Genomic DNA, 17,480 nt, shown 5'->3' on the forward strand with positions numbered 1-17,480 from the left:
TCACTTTAGCCTGGGTGTTTACGGTTGCGCGTTGTATTGCCACGGCGCGGCATATTGGTGCGCCGTGGATGTCCCCCCGAACGGGCGCGGTTACGACGTTTAGGTACTGGCAAATCTTTCAATAACGCATCACTGTTATATTTGCTGACAGGTACCTGATGCTGGATATATTCTTCAATAGCAGGCAAGTTCAGCGCATACTCTTCGCATGCCAAGCTGATAGAATGACCACTTTCTCCGGCACGGCCAGTTCGGCCAATCCGGTGGACATAATCTTCACAGTCATCCGGTAGATCATAGTTAAATACATGCGTCACAGATGGAATATGCAGCCCACGAGCGGCAACATCAGTGGCGACCAGTATATCCAGATTTCCCTGAGTGAACTCTTCCAGAATACGCAGACGTTTTTTCTGTGCAACATCACCGGTCAGTAGACCGACACGATGCCCATCAGCAGCCAAATGAGCCCAAATATCTTCACAGCGGTGTTTGGTATTGGCAAATATGATGCAGCGATCAGGCCATTCTTCTTCCAGCAAGGTCTGTAGCAGACGCATTTTTTCTTCATTGGAAGGATAAAACAGTTCTTCCTGAATACGGTGTCCTGTTTTTTGCAGGGGCTCCACTTCCACATACTCAGGATTATTCATCTGTTCGAAGGCCAGTTCACGCACCCGGTAAGACAGAGTGGCGGAAAACAGCAAATTCATTCTTTCTGTAGCCGCAGGGATCCGACGGAACAGCCAGCGGATGTCTTTGATAAAACCCAAGTCGTACATGCGGTCTGCTTCATCGAGCACGACAACTTGAATGGCACTGAGATTGACATGTCCCTGTTTTGTGTAATCGATCAAACGGCCTGTTGTACCAATCACGATATCGACGCCAGATTCCAGCACCTTAAGTTGCTTATCATAGCCATCGCCACCGTAGGCAAGACCCATTTTCAACCCAGTGGCTTCTGCCAGTTCTTCTGCGTCAGAGTAAATCTGGACAGCTAATTCGCGAGTGGGAGCCATGAGCAGCGCTCTTGGCTGATTGGTTTTACGCTCCTTCGCAGCGGGATTGGTCAATAAGTAATTGAAAGTAGACGTGAGAAATGCCAGCGTCTTGCCTGTTCCGGTTTGTGCTTGTCCCGCAACATCTCGGCCTTCGACAGTGAAAGGCAATGTTAGCGCCTGTATCGGCGTGCAGTTGGAGAACCCCTTTTTATCAAGGGCTTCTAGGACTTTGGGGTGCAATGCGAAGTCGGAAAACTTCTTTTCTGTCAAATGTGTTTTGCTCATAGTGTGGTAGAATATCAGCTAACTATTGCTTTAAGAAAGTGTATCCGCTGAAATAAAGACAGCTTATGCTAGTTAATGTACACTGACACTGTAAAAGATTTTACTTTTGGAGCAAAAAAATGAGTGAGAATATTACCCATCTTACTGATGCTGGTTTTGAAAACGATGTATTGAAAGCAGAAGGCCCAGTCCTCGTTGATTTTTGGGCTGAATGGTGCGGTCCTTGCAAAATGATTGCCCCTATTCTGGATGAAATTGCCGAAGAATATGCAGGAAAGCTGACTGTCGTTAAGCTAAACGTTGATGATAATACTGAAACAGCACCAAAATTCGGTATTCGTGGTATTCCAACACTGATTTTGTTTAAAGACGGTGAGAAGGTCGCGACAAAAGTGGGCGCTTTGTCAAAAACTCAGCTGAAAGAGTTTTTGGAACAACACCTCTAATTTAGAGTCAGGTCACAGTAATTACGGGCGTTTAGCGTGTAGAGTGATTTATCCCATTGACCGCTAGACGTCCGCTACGAAGCATGGTAAGTTAGCGACTACGTGCTTGTATGAAGCATTGGATAAGTGAATTCTTTATTCGATATAAAGGTTTATTGATGTAAAGAGTTGACATTAAGCATGTTGCATACTAAACAATCTGTAGTGTCTGATAAATCTGTTATTTCTGGATCACCTGAAGTATCTGATAGCATATCGCATTTGGTAAAGTTTCTGAGCCTATATACGAGGCATTCAGTATATAGCTTAGTACGCTGATAGCGTCCCGATGCTGAACATCTTTAAGCAAGGTGTTTTTATGCTAGACATTTTTATGTTGAGCCTTTTCTAGGTATAGCGTCCATTAAGACAGCGTACATGCTGAAATAGTGTCCACTGCTATAGCCTTATAATAGTGTTCACATTATAAATAGTTATAACATATTGATTGTTATGACATCTAGATAACATATAGATAGTTATAAACAGTGCTCACACCGAGATAATGCTTACGCTGAGATAGTTCCTATATTGAAATTAACCACTTTTCTTTATTATCTCAGTCGTGTTTTGACAGTTTGTCAGCTTTATTTTGAAATCAATCTGAGTACTTCAAGCCATTGCCTTGTAATATAATTTAATATGTTAGAAGGATTTATTCGTTTCTGGTACAAATAAACAGGCATCGATAACGCTGCCATACCATTCACGTTCATAGTTCGAGATATACCCCGAGTTAAAGAACCCACCATTATGAATCTTACCGAATTAAAGAATACGCCGGTATCTGAGTTGATTACTCTCGGCGAAAATATGGGGCTGGAAAATCTGGCTCGTATGCGTAAGCAAGACATCATTTTCTCTATTCTCAAACAGCATGCGAAAAGCGGAGAGGATATTTTCGGAGATGGTGTGCTGGAGATATTACAGGATGGATTTGGTTTCCTCCGCTCCGCAGACAGTTCCTACCTTGCAGGTCCCGATGATATCTACGTTTCTCCTAGTCAAATCCGCCGCTTTAACCTCCGTACCGGTGATACCATTTCAGGGAAAATCCGCCCACCAAAAGAAGGTGAACGCTATTTTGCCCTGCTGAAAGTTAATGAAGTTAACTTTGACAAACCTGAAAACGCCCGCAGTAAAATCCTGTTTGAAAACCTGACTCCACTTCATGCCAACAGCCGTTTGCGCATGGAACGTGGTAATGGTTCTACTGAGGATTTGACTGCTCGTGTTCTGGATCTGGCAGCTCCGATTGGTCGTGGTCAGCGTGGTCTGATTGTTGCTCCGCCAAAAGCGGGTAAAACCATGCTGCTGCAAAATATTGCAGCTAACATCGCTCACAACCACCCAGACTGTGTTCTGATGGTACTGCTGATCGACGAGCGTCCAGAAGAAGTGACCGAAATGCAGCGTCTGGTAAAAGGTGAAGTGATTGCTTCAACCTTTGATGAACCCGCTTCTCGTCACGTCCAAGTGGCTGAAATGGTCATCGAAAAAGCGAAGCGTCTGGTTGAACACAAGAAAGACGTTATTATCCTGCTGGATTCCATTACTCGTCTGGCTCGTGCATATAACACCGTAGTACCTGCTTCCGGTAAAGTATTGACTGGTGGTGTGGATGCGAATGCATTGCATCGTCCAAAACGTTTCTTTGGTGCTGCACGTAACGTTGAAGAAGGCGGTAGCCTGACCATCATCGCGACTGCGCTGGTTGATACCGGTTCCAAGATGGATGAGGTCATTTACGAAGAATTTAAAGGTACAGGTAATATGGAATTGCACCTGTCCCGTAAGATTGCTGAAAAACGTGTTTTCCCTGCTATTGATTACAACCGTTCTGGGACACGTAAAGAAGAGCTGCTCACTACACAGGATGAGCTACAGAAGATGTGGATCCTACGTAAAATTATTCATCCGATGGGTGAAATTGATGCGATGGAGTTCCTTATCAACAAACTGGCTATGACAAAAACAAACGAAGAATTCTTCGACTTTATGAAACGTTCATAGTTCTGCAAATAAATTGGATAGTTTCACAATAAAAAAGTAGTCATTTCGCCAAAGCGCCACGTTGTTGTGGCGTTTTTTTTATCGGTGACTTACCCTATTCGCCTGAAATGGTACATATTTTGCATGTTTTTCGAATGATTAGATGCGTGTTTTCTAGACGGACACTTTATAATTGTTCAATAAATAATTATTGATCACGCTCTACAGTTTGCATGATCCATTTGATTAATTTTTATAAGTCAGGATGCCTTGTTTTGTTAACAGGGAACTTATGGATTCGGTGTTGAATGGACATCCATAAGTCAATAAATAATAGATGCCCCATCATTATTTTTACAGAGAGTTGTTATTGTGAATATTCCCAGCATGAGTATCGAAATTTTTTACGTATTTATATTCTCATTCGCGTTTTTGTTTGTGGCTCGCAAAGTAGCAAAAAAGATCGGTTTAGTTGATAAGCCTAACTATCGTAAACGCCACCATGGTTTAGTCCCTTTGGTTGGTGGAATATCTGTTTTTTTTGGTGTTTGTTTTGCATTCGTTATTACAAAAGAGTTTATACCTCATAAATGGTTATATTTGGCTTGTGCAGGCATATTAGTTTTTATCGGTGCATTGGACGACCGTTTTGATATCAGCGTGAAGATTCGGGCAGCCATTCAGGCATTGGTAGGTATCAGCATGATGTATTTCGCTGGTCTTAAGCTTGAAAGCTTGGGGAATGCCTTCGGGTCATGGGAAATGGCACTGGGGCCATTCAGCTATGTTGTGACCTTATTCGCTGTTTGGGCCGCTATTAACGCCTTCAATATGGTGGATGGCATTGATGGCCTGTTGGGTGGGCTATCTTGTGTCTCTTTCGGTGCATTGGGGATTTTACTGTACGAAAATGGCAATACAGCACTGGCATTTTGGTGTTTTACGTTTATTGCAGGGATCTTGCCTTATATCTTCCTCAATCTTGGATTACTCGGAAAACGTTTCAAAGTATTTATGGGCGATGCGGGAAGCACCCTGATTGGCTTTACTATTATCTGGTTACTAACAGAAGCGACTCAAGGGGAAAATAGCTCTATTAGTCCTGTGACAGCATTGTGGATCATTGCGATTCCACTGATGGACATGGTTGCTATCATGTACCGTCGATTGCGCAAGGGGATGAGTCCGTTTTCTCCAGATCGTCAGCACATTCATCATTTGATCATGCGTGCGGGGTTCACTTCCCGTCAGGCATTTATCTTGATTACTTTGGCGGCAGTTTTATTAGCATCAGTTGGAATTATTGGAGAACGGTTAAGTTTTGTGCCTGAGTGGGCGATGTTGGCATTATTTTTGCTTGCATTTATGTTGTATGGTTATTGCATCAAGCGAGCATGGCGGGTAGCCCGTTTTGTTAAACGGTGTAAACGTCGTGTGCGTCGGGAAGCAAGTCATCATTAAAACATTGACTTATCAAAGAGGTTTTGTGCAGTGATAAACTCAGAAACGAAATCTAAACAGGATCAACCTGCTATAGAGCATGAGCTGGATATTCGTGCACTGTGTCATGCTCTGTGGCGTGGAAAGATATGGATTATCGCACTGGCAATGATTTTCGCTGCCGTCGCTCTGGGGGCATCTTATCTGATGCAGCAAAAGTGGAGCGCAACCGCTATTGTGGATTTACCGACGACCAATAATCTGGGTAGTTATTATTCGCAACAACAATTTTTGCGTAATTTGGATACCCACATCAATGCCTCGCCAGAGGCACAATTGCCGACTATTCCAGACGGTGCATATAAAGAATTCATGATACAGGTCTCGGCGTATGATACCCGTCGTGAATTTTGGCTACATTCTGATTATTACAAACAACGCAGGGAAGGGAATACCAAATCGGATGCTGTGTTGCTGGAAGAATTGATCAACAATACCCAGATCACACGGAGTGATGATAAAAAAGCCCCCAATGACAGTATCAAATTGACGGCAGAAACAGCAACTGATGCTAATCAACTGCTGCGCAAATATATAGCGTTTGCTAATCAACGGGCGAATACTCACCTGAACAATGAAATTAAAGGTGCATGGGCAACGCGTACCCAATCAATGAAAGCGTTGGTTAAACGTCAGGAGATGGTGGCCAAAGCGATGTACAATCGCGATTTGAATGTCTTGCAGCAGTCATTGAAAGTTGCTGAGAAACAAGGTATTCACCGCAATCAGACAAACATTCCTATCGAAGAATTGCCTGAATCCAAAATGTTTATGCTGGGTACGCCATTGCTGCAAGCCCAAATTGAAACTTTGGAAGCGACAGGACCGAATTACAGCATCGATTATGATCAAAATATGGCGATGCTGGCTACATTGAACGTTGGTCCAACTTTGCAAGACACTTTCCAGACTTACCGCTACCTCAGGACACCTGAAGAACCTGTTAACCGAGACAGCCCTCGTCGTGCTTTCATGATGATCATGTGGGGGGCCATTGGCATGTTGGTTGGTGCAGGGGTTGCTTTGGTAAGGCGTCCACGCTCCGCCAGTTCATATGAATAACTTCATGTAAATAATTCATCGTTTTTTCAGGGTAATAGCAAGCTAATAACTGTTTCCGGTAGCCTGTATTCTGCATGCGTATAGATAGATCGGAAACAGAGATGGAAATGGTGATTAACACCCTTTCGTGGAAGTATCGGCAATGATTGAAAAAATAAGAGAGCCACTGTGAAAGTGTTGACTGTGTTTGGTACTCGGCCGGAAGCCATTAAAATGGCGCCATTGGTACACGCATTGGCTAAGGATACTGCCTTTGACACAAAAGTGTGTGTCACTGCCCAGCATAGAGAGATGCTGGATCAGGTGCTGCACTTGTTTGGGATAACACCAGATTTTGATCTCAATATCATGCAAAAAGGGCAGGATCTCACGGATATTACATGCCGGATCTTGCAAGGTATGAAACCTGTATTGGAAGAATTCAAGCCGGATGTGGTGTTAGTGCATGGTGATACCACGACGACGATGGCAACCAGCCTGGCTGCATTTTATCAACATATTCCGGTAGGCCATATTGAAGCCGGGTTGAGAACGGGAGATCTTTATTCTCCGTGGCCGGAAGAAGCCAACCGTAAAATCGCGGGGCACTTGGCAATGTACCATTTTGCCCCGACGGAAAATTCACGAGATAACCTCTTAAAAGAATCCATTGCTGGAAACCGCATTTTTGTTACGGGCAATACGGTTATTGATGCTCTGCTGTCGGTACGTGACCGCATCATGAATGACGAAGCCATGTATGGCCAGCTTGCTGAACTTTATCCTTTCATTGACTCGAATAAAAAAATGATTTTGGTGACCGGCCACCGTCGTGAGAGCTTTGGCGAGGGATTTGAGCGCATTTGCGAAGCATTGGCGCAAATTGCCAAAACACATCCTGACGTTCAGGTGGTTTATCCTGTTCATTTGAACCCAAATGTCAGTGAACCCGTTAAGCGTATTCTGCATGATATTGATAATGTTATCCTTATCAAACCACAGGATTACCTGCCATTCGTCTATTTGATGAATCATGCCTACATGATCTTGACCGATTCAGGAGGCATTCAGGAAGAAGCCCCTTCTCTGGGAAAACCAGTTCTGGTCATGCGCAATACTACCGAACGACCTGAAGCTGTTGATGCAGGTACGGTGCGACTGGTGGGAACAGAAACACAGATTATCGTTGCAGAAGTGACACGTCTGTTGACGGATGACATCGCCTATCAACAAATGAGCCATGCCCATAACCCTTACGGTGATGGTCAGGCTTGCCAGAGAATTCTTGAAGCATTGAAGAGAAATCAGGTGACTCTATGAGTTTTGAAACAATTTCTGTTATTGGCCTTGGCTATATCGGCTTGCCTACCGCAGCAGCATTCGCCTCCCGCAAAAAGACGGTCATTGGTGTAGATGTCAATCAACATGCGGTAGAGACGATTAACCGTGGCGCGATTCATATCGTCGAACCTGATTTAGATAAAGTGGTGAAAGTTGCGGTTGAAGGCGGCTATTTGAAAGCGGTGACGACTCCACAACCTGCGGATGCTTTTTTGATTGCCGTACCGACTCCCTTCAAAGGAGATCATGAACCAGACATGGTTTATGTGCGTTCTGCCGCGGAGTCAATAGCGCCAGTCTTGAAAAAAGGTGATTTGATCATTTTGGAATCCACCTCGCCCGTTGGCGCGACAGAACAGATGGCAGAGTGGTTGGCTGTGGCACGCCCTGACCTCTCATTCCCACAACAGACAGGTGAAAATTCAGACATTGATATCGCCTATTGCCCTGAACGTGTTTTACCGGGTCAAGTCATGGTGGAATTGATCAAAAATGATCGCGTCGTGGGTGGCATGACAGCCAAATCATCCCGCAGGGCAAGTGAGCTGTACAACATTTTCCTTGAAGGTGAATGTGTTATCACTAATGCTAAAACGGCGGAAATGTGCAAACTCACTGAAAACAGTTTCCGTGATGTCAATATCGCCTTCGCTAACGAACTTTCCCTGATCTGTGCCGAACAGAATATCAATGTATGGGAATTGATCAGTCTGGCAAATCGCCATCCACGTGTAAATATCCTGCAACCCGGCCCAGGTGTGGGGGGGCACTGTATTGCAGTCGATCCGTGGTTTATCGTATCCCAGAATCCTGAACAATCCCGTCTGATTCATACTGCGCGTTTGGTGAATGATGGCAAGCCACTGTGGGTGGTTGATCAAGTGAAGGCCGCAGTGGCGGATTGTTTGGCAGAGAGTGGTAAACGGGCGAATGAGGTTAAAATTGCCTGTTTTGGACTGGCTTTCAAACCAAACATTGATGATTTGCGCGAAAGTCCAGCTGTTCATATTACAAAAATGGTTGCACAGTGGCATGCAGGGCAAACCTTCGCTGTTGAGCCAAACGTGCATGAACTGCCCAATTCACTGAAAAGTTTGGTGGAATTGATGGATGTGAAACAGGCATTGGAAGAGGCTGACGTTGTATTGTTGCTGGTGGATCACAGCCAGTTTAAAGCCATTAATGGTGATGCAATAAAACAAAAATGGGTTGTTGATACAAAAGGAGTTTGGCGTTGAAACGAATTCTTATCACAGGTGGCGCAGGCTTCATCGGTTCTGCGGTTGTTCGCCACATTATCAACCAGACTGAAGACAGCGTTGTCATCGTGGATAGCCTGACTTACGCCGGTAATCTTGAATCACTGTCTCTGGTTGCCAATCACCCCCGCTATGCGTTTGAGCAGGTCGATATCTGCCAGCGTGACGCCTTGGATCTTGTATTCCAACAATATCAACCGGATGCGGTCATGCATCTGGCGGCAGAAAGCCACGTTGATCGTTCCATTGATGGGCCTGCGGCTTTTATCGAAACCAATATCATGGGTACTTATACTTTGTTGGAATCGGCCCGTGCATTTTGGCAGCAGCTGGATCAGGAAAAGCAGGCGACATTCCGTTTCCATCATATCTCAACAGATGAAGTCTATGGTGACTTGCACGGCGAAGACGGTTTCTTCACTGAAACCACTCCTTACGCACCGAGCAGCCCTTACTCGGCCTCGAAGGCTTCCAGTGATCATCTGGTCAGGGCATGGCGCCGTACCTATGGATTACCGACTGTGATCACCAATTGTTCCAATAACTATGGGCCTTATCATTTCCCGGAAAAACTGATCCCATTGATGATCCTCAATGCGCTGGCAGGCAAGCCACTGCCGGTCTATGGCAAGGGAGAGCAAATCCGTGACTGGTTGTATGTGGAAGACCATGCACGAGCGTTGCATTTGGTCGTTACCAAGGCAGAATCCGGTGAAACCTATAACATCGGTGGGCATAACGAGCGCAAAAATATCGATGTTGTGGAAACGATTTGTGAGTTGCTGGAAGAGTTCCGACCTGAAAAACCTGTGGGTGTTGAGAATTACCGTGATCTGATTACTTATGTGACAGATCGCCCAGGGCATGATTTGCGTTACGCGATTGATGCGGCGAAAATCGAGCGTGAATTGAATTGGACACCACAGGAAACATTCGAATCCGGTATTCGCAAGACCGTGCAATGGTATCTGGAAAACGAGAATTGGTGGCGCAGGGTTCAAGATGGATCTTATGCAGGGGAACGTCTTGGACTGGGAAATGAATAAGCCCGTCAGGGGGAGCACATGAAAGGAATTATACTGGCAGGGGGTTCTGGCACCCGTTTGTATCCAATAACGCGTGGCGTATCAAAACAGTTATTGCCCATTTATGACAAGCCGATGATCTACTATCCTCTGTCAGTTTTAATGCTGTCGGGAATACGCGATATCCTGATTATCTCTACACCGGAAGATTTACCCGCTTTTAAACGGCTACTGGGTAATGGCGAACAATTTGGCATCCATCTGAGCTACGCAGAACAGCCTTCTCCAGACGGCTTGGCACAGGCATTTTTGCTTGGCGAAGAGTTTATTGGCAATGATGCCTGCTGTCTGGTGCTTGGCGATAATATCTTTTTTGGTCAGGCGTTTAGTCCGAAATTGCAAAGTGTGGTTGCCCGCGAAACAGGCGCTACCGTATTTGGTTATCAAGTGATGGATCCAGAACGGTTTGGCGTCGTGGAATTTGATGAACAATATCGAGTGCTTTCCATTGAAGAAAAACCCGTTCAGCCTAAATCCAACTGGGCGGTGACTGGGCTCTATTTTTACGACAACAAAGTGGTGGATTTTGCCAAACAAGTGAAACCTTCTGCCCGCGGCGAACTGGAAATCACCAGCATTAACCAGATGTATCTGGAGTGTGGCGAATTGAACGTCGAATTATTAGGGCGTGGGTTTGCGTGGTTGGATACGGGCACTCATGACAGCCTGATTGAAGCCAGCACCTTTGTTCAGACCGTCGAAAAACGGCAAGGTTTCAAAATTGCCTGTCTGGAAGAGATAGCATGGCGCAATGGCTGGCTGAGTGTTGAGCAGGTAAAAACGGCTGCTGTAGACTTGGCAAAAACGGGTTACGGCAAATATTTAATGGATTTGCTCAATGTCTATTCACGCCAACCTTGAACCACTGGTTTGGGATAGCCAGTTTTTTGGTTTGTCCACTGCTCGCCTGCATTTATTACAGGAAGCCTCTCCAGAAGCGGCAGCGCTGACGTCTGACCTACTGGACGAGTTCGCATTGGTACAAGCAAAGGTTCCTGCCCAGCAAACGGCCATCATTGATGGTCTGTCCGCCCTGGGATTTTCTCTGGTGGAAGGCGAGGCGGATTTACTGTTATCGATTGGGGCTGGAGATATCACTGGTACTCATACGGGACAAGATGCGGAACCAAAACTGATTTCTGCAAAAGCACAAGATATACCCGCATTGAAGGCGGTTGCGGCTCGTGTATTTACGTCCAGTCGCTTCCGTGCGCCGTGGTATCAGCCGGATGACAGTGGTCGATTCTATGCGACTTGGGTCGAAAAAGCGGTTTTGGGCACGTTTGACCACGAATGCCTGCTTATCAATGATGAACACGGTCAAATGATGGGTTTTGTTACCCTAAGAGATATCGGTAGCCATGAAGCACGCATTGGATTATTGGCTGCCGTACCGGGTAATCCCCATCAAGGAATTGGAAAAAAATTAATGTCGGCGGCGCAGCAGTGGTGTCTGCATCACCAGATATATCGGCTGAGAGTGGCAACACAAATCAGCAACATCTCTGCCTTGCGTCTTTATACACGTCGTGGTGCCATCATTGAAAGCACCGCATATTGGTTATACAGAGGATGAAATGATTCCATTTAACAAACCACCGGTAGTCGGCACTGAACTAGAATATATGAAACAGGCGATGGCCAGTGGTAAATTGTGTGGCGATGGCGAATTCACCAAACGTTGTGAAACATGGATGGAACAGCGTTTTAACTGTCCGAAGGTGTTGTTGACACCATCCTGTACGGCTTCACTGGAAATGGCAGCCATTTTGCTGGATATCCAGCCGGGTGATGAAGTTATCATGCCGAGCTATACCTTTGTCTCGACTTCCAATGCCTTTGTCCTGCGTGGGGCAACCATTGTGTTCGTGGATATTCGTCCTGATACCATGAACATTGATGAAACCCAAATTGAAGCTGCCATTACAGAGAAAACCCGCGCCATCGCGCCGGTACATTATGCGGGCGTGGCCTGTGAAATGGATACCATCATGGCACTGGCGGAAAAGTATAACCTGTATGTAGTGGAAGATGCGGCACAAGGCGTTATGTCTACCTATAAAGGTCGCGCACTGGGCACGATTGGGCATATTGGTTGTTTCAGCTTTCATGAAACCAAAAACTACTCAGCCGGTGGTGAAGGTGGAGCGACATTAATCAATGATAAGTCCATGATCGCCCGTGCTGAAATCATTCGTGAAAAAGGCACCAACCGCAGCCAATTTTTCCGTGGGCAAGTGGATAAATACACTTGGCGTGATATCGGCTCTAGCTATTTGATGTCTGACCTGCAAGCAGCTTACCTGTGGGGGCAACTGGAAATTGCTGAGGAAATCAACCAGCGCCGTCTGGCCCTGTGGAATAACTACAATCAAGCACTGAAACCGTTGGCAGATGTTGGACTCCTGACCTTGCCAACGGTTCCAGAAGGCTTGGAACATAACGCCCACATGTTCTATATCAAGCTAAAAGATGTGGAAGAACGCAGCTCATTCAATAGTTACATGAAAGAAAACGGTATTCTGAGCGTATTCCATTACGTGGCGTTGCATACTAGTCCCGCGGGTGAGAAATGTGGCCGTTTCCACGGTGAAGATCGTTTTACGACCCGTGAAAGCGACCGTTTAGTTCGTTTGCCAATGTTCTACAACATCACTGACGAAGAGCAGCAAGTCGTCATCAACCGTATCAAGGAATTTTTCGCCTGATATGTCACTTGCCAAAGCTTCTGTCTGGACGGCGGGTTCCACACTGATCAAAATCGGTGTGGGACTGCTGGTGATTAAACTGCTGGCGGTGTCTTTTGGCCCAACGGGTGTTGGGCAAGCAGGCAACTTTCGTCAACTTATTACTGTATTGGGCGTACTGTCTGGTGCGGGCATTTTTAACGGCGTCACCAAATACGTGGCGGAAAATTATCAGCAACCGGAAAGACTCAGGGCCGTGTTGGGCACATCGTCTTCGATTATTCTGGGTTCTTCGACTCTGCTGGCGGTCATTTTCCTCTTGTTCAGTGATGTCATCAGTATTGGCTTGTTTGGTCACAACCATTACAAAACTGTTGTGCAGGCGCTCGCATTTATTCAAATGGGAATCGCTTATGCCAACTATTTTCTGGCTATATTGAAAGGATTCAGGGATGCTCAAGGAAATGCACTGGCGATTATTCTGGGTAGCTTAGTAGGCGTAATTGCCTATGGCCTCTGTTACTGGTTGGGGGGCTATGAAGGGGCATTAGCAGGGTTGGCTTTGGTGCCCGCTTTGGTGGTCTTCCCGGCGGGGGTGATCATTTTGCATCGCAAGGTCATTACATTTTCGGCCTTGAAACCATTTTCTGTTTTGAAACCTACGTGGGATCGCGCGATTGCCAGCCATTTGGGAAAATTCACCCTTATGGCCCTGCTGACCTCTATTACGTTGCCAGTCGCTTATGTCATGATGCGAAACCTGCTGGCAGAGCGTTATAGCTGGGAAGAGGTTGGAATTTGGCTGGGAGTAAGCAGCATTTCGGATGCCTATTTACAATTTATCACTGCTTCTTTCACTGTCTATCTGTTGCCAACACTCTCCCGTTTGGAGAGTAAGCAAGAAATTACCAGCGAAATTGTGAAAGCGCTGAAATTTGTCTTACCTGCCGTAGCTGCCGCCAGTTTCTCAGTCTGGCTGTTGCGTGATTTCGTCATTTGGTTGCTATTTTCAGACAAATTTATCGCCATGCGGGGTTTATTCGCATGGCAGTTAGTGGGCGACGTGTTGAAAGTTGGCGCTTATGTTTTTGGTTATCTGGTGATAGCGAAAGCTGCACTGCGTTTTTATGTATTGACTGAAGTCAGTCAGTTCCTTCTGCTGACCGGTTTCTCCCATTGGTTGATACCGGAAAATGGGGCATTGGGGGCGGCTCAGTCATATATGGCAACTTACATTGTTTATTTCATTCTTTGTTGTAGCGTATTTATTATTTACCGCAGGCGAGCATGACAACCCTAATTCACGTTCTGGGATCGGATATCCCGCATCACAATCAAACGTTACTGCGTTTCTTTAATGACGTCTTGGCGCAGGAGATCAATTTTCCGGCCAAACCGTGTTTTATGGTGGTGTCCAAAAACCACACATGGCTATCGAATTATCCTGACTTGACGATCTTGGTTTATGACAGCAAGGCTGACCTATCACGGGCCGTGATCGAAAAAGCGCAGGCAAATAGAACAACCCGTTTCTTTTTCCACGGGCAGTTTAATGCTGCTTTGTGGTTGGCTTTATTCGTGGGCAAAATCAAGCAACATCAATTTTGGTGGCATGCGTGGGGGGCTGATTTATATGAAGAATCCCGCCAACTGAAATTCCGTTTGTTCTATCTGCTTCGTCGCTTGGCACAAAAGCGGGTGGGGCATATTTTTGCCACGCACGGCGATCTCCAATATTTTGGCCAGTCCAAGCCTTATGTGCCATCATCATTGCTCTATTTCCCAACCCGTATGGATCCTACACTGACGGTAATGGAGAAAACATGTTCACCGGAAGGGATCACCATCTTGCTGGGAAATTCAGGCGATCAATCTAACCGCCATATTGAAGCATTGCATAAGATCCACTGCCAGTTTGGTGATGAGGCGCGGGTGATTATGCCAATGGGTTATCCCGGTAATAACCAAGCCTATATCCAGCGTGCAGAGCAAACCGCATTATCCCTGTTTCCAGCGCAAAACGTCAGTATCTTGAAAGATAAACTGGCGTTCGACGAATATTTGTCATTGGTGCGCCAATGCGATTTGGGCTATTTCATTTTCAATCGCCAGCAGGGTATTGGAACACTCTGTTTGTTGATTCAATTTGGTATTCCGTTTGTTCTGAGCCGCCAAAATCCATTTTGGCATGATTTGCTGGAACAGCATGTTCCTGTTCTGTTTGATGGCGATGAACTGAATAAACACTGGGTGCAGGAAGCACAGCGCCAGATGCTGTCCCTTGATAAAAAGGCGATTGTCTTTTTTGAGCCCAATTTCATTGAGGGGTGGAAAGCCGCCCTATCGGCTGCATCTGGAGAGTATCAATGACCTTGGCACAATTCGGTGGGCTATTTGTCGTTTATGTGATCTCATTGGTTTTTATCCTGACCTTGACGTATCAAGAATTTCGGCGTGTCCGCTTTAATTTTAATGTCTTTTTCTCATTGCTGTATTTGCTGACGTTCTACTTTGGCTTCCCGTTGACCAGCATGTTGGTGTTCCAGTTTTATGTGCAGGTAGTGCCAGTGGATTCGCTGTTGCATGCGATGTTGGCATCTGGCTGTTTTTACGCCATTTACTATGTGGCTTATAAAACGCGGCTTAATTATAAAACACGAATTAGCTATAAAACACGCAGCAATCATATAGAACCTGAAACATCATTGGTTGCTTCATCGTGCAATCCCCTGTTCACCATGAATCGGGTGGAAACCAATCTGACGTGGCTGTTGCTCGCTGGCATTGCTATCGTTACGTTGGGTTCATTCTTTATGCAGAATGGTTTCTTACTGTTTAAATTACAGTCCTATAGTCAGATATTTTCCAGCCAGGTTTCCGGCGTGGCGCTCAAGCGATTCTTTTATTTTTTTATCCCTGCCATGTTGGTGGTATTTTTCCTGAAACCGACTAAAGCCCGCTGGTTGTGGTTCTTGGTGGCGACAGTAGCATTTGGTATTTTAACTTATGTGATCGTTGGAGGAACACGAGCTAACATTATCATTGCGTTTGCGCTGTTTCTGTTTATTGGTATTGTCCGTGGTTGGATCACGTTGTGGATGCTGTTTGCAGCGGGCATTATGGGAATTGTCGGTATGTTCTGGCTGGCGTTGAAGCGCTACAGCTTGGATGTAAGCGGTGCAGAAGCGTTTTATACGTTTCTGTATCTCACGAGGGATACGTTCTCGCCGTGGGAAAACTTAGCTCTGTTGCTGGATAACTACAGTAAAATAGATTTTCAGGGGCTAGCACCGATTATCCGTGATTTTTATGTCTTTATTCCTAGTTGGCTATGGCCGGAGAGACCTGGTCTGGTCTGGAATACAGCTAACTACTTTACGTGGGATGTGCTGAATAATCACTCTGGCCTTGCGATCTCACCAACATTGATTGGGTCGCTTGTGGTCATGGGCGGCGTATTTTTTATCCCTCTGGGCGCGATTGCTGTTGGTTTTATCATCAAATGGTTTGATTGGATCTATGAAGCGGGAAAACAGGAAACTAATCGCTATAAGGCAGCGATTTTGCAGGCTTTCTGTTTTGGTGCAATTTTTAACATGATTGTCCTTGCCCGTGAAGGTGTGGATTCCTTTGTTTCTCGAGTCGTATTCTTTTGTATTGTCTTTGGCCTATGTCTGGTTGTGGCGAAATTACTGTATTGGCTGTTTGAAAGCGCAGGGCTGATTCGAGAGTTTGTCGTCAGTAATTTGGCTGCATCGCAAAAAACATCTGTTATTTTGGACGTAAGGAAGAAAAATGGCGTTGAATAACATTCCCAAATACCGCATTCGTGGCCTTAATATCTGGGGGTTTCGTGGTATGTCGCATTTTCTTGATCATCTTTTTCAAGATGGGCAGGTAAAAACAGGTACGCTGGTCGCGATTAACGCAGAAAAGGTCCTCACGGCAGAAAAAGACAATGCATTGAATATGTTGCTGGATGAGGCGGAATATTTATATGCAGATGGTATTAGCATCGTGCGTGCCATTCGCCGTAAATACTCTGATGCAGATGTATCACGTATTGCGGGGGCGGATTTGTGGGAATCTGTGATGGAACGAGCGGGTCGTGAAGGTACGACAGTCTTTCTGGTAGGCGGAAAACCCGACGTTTTGGCACAGACAGAGAACAAATTGCGTACCCAGTGGAACGTCAACATCGTGGGCAGTCAGGACGGTTATTTTACACCGGAAACGCGTGATGCGGTGTTTGAGCACATTCATACCTGCGGTGCAGCGATTGTTACGGTGGCAATGGGATCGCCTAAACAGGAAATCTTCATGCGTGATTGTCGCAAGATACACCCAGATGCGCTGTATATGGGCGTCGGGGGAACTTATGACGTCTTTACCGGACATATCAAACGTGCCCCGAAAATCTGGCAAAATCTAGGTTTGGAGTGGTTGTACCGCCTGCTATCTCAGCCAAGCCGAATCCGTAGGCAGATCAAGCTATTAAGGTTCCTTGGTTATTATTACGGTGGCAAGCTCTAGCCTGACAATTTTTTTGTTATCTATCCCAATAAATTTCAAGTTGTGGTCATCTAAGCTGCAACTTGAAAGCTGAAGGTCATAAACCTGCTGCATTGGTTATGCGTTATTCATATGCAGTGCGGTAATCTGGATCAGCCATCCATTCACGATGTAACTGACGTTGTGTAGTCAATTTCATTGGTCGACTCATTTGGCAAAAACGTGAAATAACCGTCTTGTTGAATGATCAAAAAATAGTCATTATTGATGTTGTTCTCTTCAACTGCGA

The 17,480-nt window shown here is 45.6% G+C and carries 15 protein-coding genes; 14 read left to right on the top strand and 1 reads right to left on the bottom strand.

Annotated elements, in window-relative coordinates; translation table 11 throughout:
- Nucleotides 1-5 precede the first annotated feature (5 nt).
- Nucleotides 6-1,289 carry an ATP-dependent RNA helicase RhlB gene (rhlB, locus tag H8A87_RS12560; RefSeq protein ID WP_198690302.1) on the bottom strand — a complete coding sequence of 428 codons (1,284 nt, stop codon included), beginning with the start codon at nt 1,287-1,289 and terminating at the stop codon, nt 6-8.
- Nucleotides 1,290-1,408: 119 nt separating this feature from the next.
- Here rhlB and trxA point away from each other — a divergent pair, with 119 nt between their 5' ends.
- From trxA to wecG, 14 genes are all read left to right on the top strand, one after another.
- Complete coding sequence (trxA, locus tag H8A87_RS12565) at nt 1,409-1,735, top strand: thioredoxin TrxA (protein WP_198690303.1); 327 nt, start codon at nt 1,409-1,411, stop codon at nt 1,733-1,735.
- Nucleotides 1,736-2,527: 792 nt separating this feature from the next.
- Nucleotides 2,528-3,787: a transcription termination factor Rho gene (gene rho / locus H8A87_RS12570; RefSeq protein ID WP_198690304.1), complete on the top strand. Its 1,260-nt coding sequence runs from the start codon at nt 2,528-2,530 to the stop codon at nt 3,785-3,787.
- 351 nt (nt 3,788-4,138) lie between these two features.
- Nucleotides 4,139-5,227: a UDP-N-acetylglucosamine--undecaprenyl-phosphate N-acetylglucosaminephosphotransferase gene (gene wecA, locus H8A87_RS12575; RefSeq protein WP_198690305.1), complete on the top strand. Its 1,089-nt coding sequence runs from the start codon at nt 4,139-4,141 to the stop codon at nt 5,225-5,227.
- 30 nt (nt 5,228-5,257) lie between these two features.
- On the top strand, nt 5,258-6,328 hold the full coding sequence (gene wzzE, locus H8A87_RS12580) for an ECA polysaccharide chain length modulation protein (RefSeq protein ID WP_198690306.1): 1,071 nt from the start codon (nt 5,258-5,260) through the stop codon (nt 6,326-6,328).
- Nucleotides 6,329-6,496: 168 nt separating this feature from the next.
- Nucleotides 6,497-7,627: a non-hydrolyzing UDP-N-acetylglucosamine 2-epimerase gene (wecB, locus tag H8A87_RS12585; protein ID WP_198690307.1), complete on the top strand. Its 1,131-nt coding sequence runs from the start codon at nt 6,497-6,499 to the stop codon at nt 7,625-7,627.
- The gene (gene wecC / locus H8A87_RS12590; RefSeq protein ID WP_198690308.1) at nt 7,624-8,886 is read left to right on the top strand and encodes a UDP-N-acetyl-D-mannosamine dehydrogenase; all 1,263 of its coding nucleotides are present in this window, start codon (nt 7,624-7,626) and stop codon (nt 8,884-8,886) included. Before wecB ends, wecC begins: the two co-directional genes overlap by 4 nt.
- Complete coding sequence (rffG, locus tag H8A87_RS12595) at nt 8,883-9,953, top strand: dTDP-glucose 4,6-dehydratase (protein ID WP_198690309.1); 1,071 nt, start codon at nt 8,883-8,885, stop codon at nt 9,951-9,953. Before wecC ends, rffG begins: the two co-directional genes overlap by 4 nt.
- An 18-nt stretch (nt 9,954-9,971) precedes the next feature.
- Nucleotides 9,972-10,853, top strand: a complete 882-nt coding sequence (rfbA, locus tag H8A87_RS12600; protein ID WP_198690310.1) for a glucose-1-phosphate thymidylyltransferase RfbA — start codon at nt 9,972-9,974, stop codon at nt 10,851-10,853.
- Nucleotides 10,831-11,568 carry a dTDP-4-amino-4,6-dideoxy-D-galactose acyltransferase gene (rffC, locus tag H8A87_RS12605; RefSeq protein ID WP_198690311.1) on the top strand — a complete coding sequence of 246 codons (738 nt, stop codon included), beginning with the start codon at nt 10,831-10,833 and terminating at the stop codon, nt 11,566-11,568. The genes rfbA and rffC overlap by 23 nt, the downstream gene beginning before the upstream one ends.
- A 1-nt stretch (nt 11,569) precedes the next feature.
- Nucleotides 11,570-12,700 (top strand): dTDP-4-amino-4,6-dideoxygalactose transaminase, encoded by a 1,131-nt coding sequence (gene rffA, locus H8A87_RS12610; RefSeq protein ID WP_198690340.1) that lies wholly within the window; start codon nt 11,570-11,572, stop codon nt 12,698-12,700.
- Between the two features lies 1 nt (nt 12,701).
- A complete protein-coding gene (wzxE, locus tag H8A87_RS12615) occupies nt 12,702-13,970 on the top strand; it encodes a lipid III flippase WzxE (RefSeq protein WP_198690312.1) in 1,269 nt (422 codons plus the stop codon).
- Entirely contained in the window at nt 13,967-15,049 is a 1,083-nt protein-coding gene (locus H8A87_RS12620) for a TDP-N-acetylfucosamine:lipid II N-acetylfucosaminyltransferase (RefSeq protein ID WP_198690313.1), read from the top strand. The genes wzxE and H8A87_RS12620 overlap by 4 nt, the downstream gene beginning before the upstream one ends.
- Nucleotides 15,046-16,488, top strand: coding sequence for an ECA oligosaccharide polymerase (gene wzyE, locus H8A87_RS12625; protein ID WP_198690314.1), 1,443 nt, complete (start codon nt 15,046-15,048; stop codon nt 16,486-16,488). The genes H8A87_RS12620 and wzyE overlap by 4 nt, the downstream gene beginning before the upstream one ends.
- Nucleotides 16,475-17,212 (top strand): lipopolysaccharide N-acetylmannosaminouronosyltransferase, encoded by a 738-nt coding sequence (wecG, locus tag H8A87_RS12630; protein ID WP_198690315.1) that lies wholly within the window; start codon nt 16,475-16,477, stop codon nt 17,210-17,212. The genes wzyE and wecG overlap by 14 nt, the downstream gene beginning before the upstream one ends.
- The last annotated feature ends 268 nt before the right edge of the window (nt 17,213-17,480 follow it).

The organism is Xenorhabdus lircayensis, from assembly GCF_016306625.1.
GTDB lineage: Bacteria > Pseudomonadota > Gammaproteobacteria > Enterobacterales > Enterobacteriaceae > Xenorhabdus > Xenorhabdus lircayensis.

Excerpts from the sequence above, each read along its gene's own strand:
- rhlB (WP_198690302.1), bottom strand. The coding sequence starts at position 1,289 with ATGAGCAAAACACATTTGACAGAAAAGAAGTTTTCCGACTTCGCATTG.
- trxA (WP_198690303.1), top strand. The coding sequence starts at position 1,409 with ATGAGTGAGAATATTACCCATCTTACTGATGCTGGTTTTGAAAACGAT.
- rho (WP_198690304.1), top strand. The coding sequence starts at position 2,528 with ATGAATCTTACCGAATTAAAGAATACGCCGGTATCTGAGTTGATTACT.
- wecC (WP_198690308.1), top strand. The coding sequence starts at position 7,624 with ATGAGTTTTGAAACAATTTCTGTTATTGGCCTTGGCTATATCGGCTTG.
- rfbA (WP_198690310.1), top strand. The coding sequence starts at position 9,972 with ATGAAAGGAATTATACTGGCAGGGGGTTCTGGCACCCGTTTGTATCCA.
- rffC (WP_198690311.1), top strand. The coding sequence starts at position 10,831 with ATGTCTATTCACGCCAACCTTGAACCACTGGTTTGGGATAGCCAGTTT.
- rffA (WP_198690340.1), top strand. The coding sequence starts at position 11,570 with ATGATTCCATTTAACAAACCACCGGTAGTCGGCACTGAACTAGAATAT.
- wzxE (WP_198690312.1), top strand. The coding sequence starts at position 12,702 with ATGTCACTTGCCAAAGCTTCTGTCTGGACGGCGGGTTCCACACTGATC.
- H8A87_RS12620 (WP_198690313.1), top strand. The coding sequence starts at position 13,967 with ATGACAACCCTAATTCACGTTCTGGGATCGGATATCCCGCATCACAAT.
- wzyE (WP_198690314.1), top strand. The coding sequence starts at position 15,046 with ATGACCTTGGCACAATTCGGTGGGCTATTTGTCGTTTATGTGATCTCA.
- wecG (WP_198690315.1), top strand. The coding sequence starts at position 16,475 with ATGGCGTTGAATAACATTCCCAAATACCGCATTCGTGGCCTTAATATC.